This is a genomic window from Vibrio sp. TRT 29B02 (genome assembly GCF_050113655.1).
In the GTDB taxonomy this organism is placed as follows: Bacteria; Pseudomonadota; Gammaproteobacteria; order Enterobacterales; family Vibrionaceae; genus Vibrio.
The window spans coordinates 1-3,642 of sequence record NZ_JBNJOJ010000057.1; the positions used below are offsets into that span (position 1 = coordinate 1).

At 47.6% G+C, this 3,642-nt stretch carries 3 protein-coding genes and 1 pseudogene; 1 reads left to right on the forward strand and 3 read right to left on the reverse strand.

Annotated features, from left to right (window positions below):
* Positions 1-687 (forward strand): formylglycine-generating enzyme family protein (locus ACQEXT_RS21105; RefSeq protein WP_426953433.1); only part of this gene is annotated, 687 nt, incomplete at its 5' end.
* A gap of 35 nt (positions 688-722) precedes the next feature.
* Here ACQEXT_RS21105 and ACQEXT_RS21110 read toward each other — a convergent pair.
* The 3 genes and pseudogenes from ACQEXT_RS21110 to ACQEXT_RS21120 all read right to left on the reverse strand — a co-directional run.
* A complete protein-coding gene (locus ACQEXT_RS21110; RefSeq protein WP_426953434.1) occupies positions 723-3,257 on the reverse strand; it encodes a LysM peptidoglycan-binding domain-containing protein in 2,535 nt (844 codons plus the stop codon).
* Between the two features lie 2 nt (positions 3,258-3,259).
* Entirely contained in the window at positions 3,260-3,457 is a 198-nt protein-coding gene (locus ACQEXT_RS21115) for a hypothetical protein (protein ID WP_426953436.1), read from the reverse strand.
* Positions 3,458-3,579: 122 nt separating this feature from the next.
* Positions 3,580-3,642 (reverse strand): annotated as a pseudogene (locus ACQEXT_RS21120) (type VI secretion system tube protein Hcp); the annotation flags it as partial.

The following is a 3,642-nucleotide window of genomic DNA, read 5'->3' on the forward strand; positions in this document are numbered from 1 at the left end:
GTCACCCTAAGCAGTTATTCGTTGTCAAAGTATGAAGCGGAGTTGCTGGATTATGATGTTTATTTACAAACATTAGGTAGACCGTTTGAGCAGTTTGATTATGAAGAAAAATACCTTGAACGAGGGTCAAGCGATTATAAGATTTTTTTATCGAGCTTTATTAAAAAACCAGCAAGACTTGTAAATTGGCAAGATGCAAAAAACTATTGTCAGTGGTTGGGGCAGTTAACAGCTCTGCCCTTCGATTTGCCTACCGAAGCCCAATGGGAATACGCTGCACGCAGCCGTGGTCAAAAACTCTACTACGCAACCAACAATGGCTTTATCCAGTTTAGGGGACGGGGTTTCCATAATCCAGAATTAGGTGGTTATGAAGAGTTTACCGATAAAACCGCTAACATCGCCACAGGCCTAAAAACGGTTGGTATGTTTGCACCCAATCCACTTGGTCTTTATGATATGACTGAAAATGCCGAGGAGTGGGTCAATGATTGGTACGCTAAAGATTATTATAAAGTGTCGCCTAAACTTGATCCACAAGGCCCAGAAAAGGGTGAGTATAAAGTTATTCGAGGTGGGGGAGGTATGGTCACTGCCGCCCGCGCATTTGACCCGATAGTAAGTGATAATCTGTCATACCGTTCAGGGTTTCGCTGCTCCGTCCAAAGCACGGAGCAAGCTTATTAGCATCGAAAACGACCGCCTTACGGCGGTCGCTGTGGTTAAATATAGTAACCGTTGTTGTTATTTAAACGCGCGATTTGCCGTTCAACTGTCTCCCTCTTCTGCCTCCAACTCCAGCCGGATCGCGGCGCAAACGGGTGCATTTGAGCAAAGTTGCTCTCGTTGATTTCCTTCACTTGCGCCAGTTTTAATACCCAGTTGTTAAAGCTTGTCTGTTGTTCGCCATCTAATATCGCATTAATGCGCGCCAAATTGTCAAACAACGCTTTGTCTTCTGCTTGTTTACCGCCTGGCGGTTTTTCACCCGTGGCATTCATACGTGTGAGCACCTCTTCAAAACGTCGCCACGTTTTAACCCCACCAAGCAATAATATATAGATCGCCTTTTCTTGCTCCTCTTCCCATGACAAATAAAACGTTGTCACTAAGGTATTCAGCATAATACCGACGGCCTCAGGCAACAATTCTTCAAACGGCACCTCACCGGTCACGTCGTGCCCATTAGGGTTGAAATGTTTAGTGATCCGCCGAGCTAGACGAAAAGCTTCTCTTTTCCGCTCAGACTCTTTGTCCCACAGAGTCATTCGCTTACCCCACCAAGTATTGATTGCTTGCCGACTGGTCATTACCGCCTGTTTAAGCGCCTCTTGCGGATCAGCAATCATATTGCTAGCAAAAGCCATATAACTAGACAGCATAAGGTGCTCGTAAACGCGACTATCTAGATTATCCAGAACGCGGTAATCGGTTGCTTTTAAGCCTTTAAACAATATAACCGCGAGTTGCCATAACTGCTCAAAATCAACGGTAGTGCCAAATCCACCACTAGCGCCAGGGCCAAACACTAAGCGCCCTGAACAATTAAAGATGAATTTCCCACCATCGAGCGCCAATTGGAAATCCCAACCCGCTCCGGCACCAATAGCCACATTGCCGTTGGCACCCACTTTGGCGAGGGTGGCGAAATCAAACACCTTATCCAGTTTGGTATCTTGCGGCGCTTTCCATTCCAGCCCCCCTTCAACCTGACCTCCAACTTGAGCACCACCAAAAATATCGCCTTTCACGCCGACACCGCCAGAAGCATTGGTACCCATACTAACGCTTGGAGAGAGCAGTATTTGGTGGCCGGGGTTGTTGTTGGCTTGATTAGTGAGTTCTAAGCGCCCGCTGGTCATCGCACCAACAAAACAGCTGAGCATTAAGCTAACTTTGGCTCTAAAGTGACCAAAAGGATAGACGGCAGGCTGTTTGTTGGCATCAAGATAGCTAAGCTCTAGGGTATAGCCACCTTCATAGGGGAAGTAACGGTGAAGCCCAACCGCACCTTCAGCCAGAGCGAAACTGGCCTCCGCACCAATGCCAATATCTATTTTGCCTTCGGATGGTTCAATCGTATTTTTGACGCTGGCTTGGGCAGCAAAGCGCAGTAGTTGCGCCTCTTGAGAGCTGGCAAAAAGAACTTCGCCATTGTCATCATGCAGCTTTTGAGTCGCTTTCCATTCATGGGCTTTCCAACCGTCCGCTTTCCAGTTGTCAAAGACAGCCTCTAGCTTACTGGTCTCGATATCATTGCGAATGCCTTTTTTAATGTCTTGGATAAAGGCTTGCTTTAGCCCTTGCCAGTCCCTCGCTTCTAAGGCTCGAGTGACTTCGGCATTAACGGTATTTTGTTTCCAGTTGTTTTTGGCACGCTCGACAAAATCCGCTCGCAGGTACACAAGTCGATTTTCGCTCACGAGCCAGGCTTCTAGCACATGTCTTTTCGCGGGTGTGCGTTCAAGCGTTTTGTGGTTCATCTTGTTAAGATCAACACTTTGTTTGTTGGAAGACTCTGGTACAACGGGTCTCTTCGCTAAATCCTGCCAGTAGGCGAGCTCTTTCTCGAGAGCGGCGAGAACGTTATCGCGCACCGTGATGGTGGATGGCTCAGAGAAGTACGGGACATAAGTGTTCACTAACGCGCGGCGTTTCTCAAGTTCAGCGATTTTGCTTGCGATGTAGTTTTGTGTTTTTGGTTGTTCCGCAGACTGAGTCGCGGTGCCTGCTGCGGTGTTTTTTGGCGCGTCTACCTTGATGGCCCCTGCATAGACGCACTGCTCAAGCCACGCCTTTTTCTTTAGCGCATGCTGCTGCATCTCAGCGGGGTCAATGTTGTCGCCACTGGGTGCGTTTTCTAGCAGCGTTTTATAGGCTTGAATCAGCTCGTCGGTGATCTGAATTTCTTGTTTGAGCTTTGCTTGATCCTCTTGCGCCAAACAGTAATAGTCTGTTGGTGAATCCCCAGTAAAAAACAGCACGTCATGGACATCGATGCCCTGACATACAGGCGCACTAAGAATTTCTCCAGTACATTTTGGCTCTAGCGCTGTACTGGGTGGCTCAGGCGAATAATCGGGTTCAGGCACCTCAATGATCACTTCTTTAGGTAGTGTTAAGGTATCTCCCGCCCGAATGTAATTTGGGTCAGTCTGACATTGCGGATTCAGCGTCAAGAGGTCGACATATTCGACGCCTTGATCAATAGCAATTTGGAGTAAGGTATCCCCCGGTTGAATAGTATAGGTAGTCATTGTCATAGTGCTCCCCGACTCGCTTCAAGAATCGACTGCATCGTAGAGAGGTGTTCTGGAGTTATCGTCCACTGATATTGCTTAGGTGGGACACTTTCACGGTATTGGACACATAACTTGCGTTTCGCAGGTTTGCGTTGCAGCGAGAAGGCATCATCGCCGAGTCCTTCAATATTGATGGTGTACGCCAATGTCGCCATACGTCTCTCCTATCGTTAACACCAAGCACAAAAACCTTAAATACAAATTACCGCGACAACGGTAATTTGGGGTTAAGGCTTTCAGGAGGCTTCCTGTAGGAAGCCTCTGAAAATCAAAGTGATTAAGCTTCGATAGGTTTACGCCAATCGTCTGAACCAGACGTACCTGCGTTGACGTGATCCCA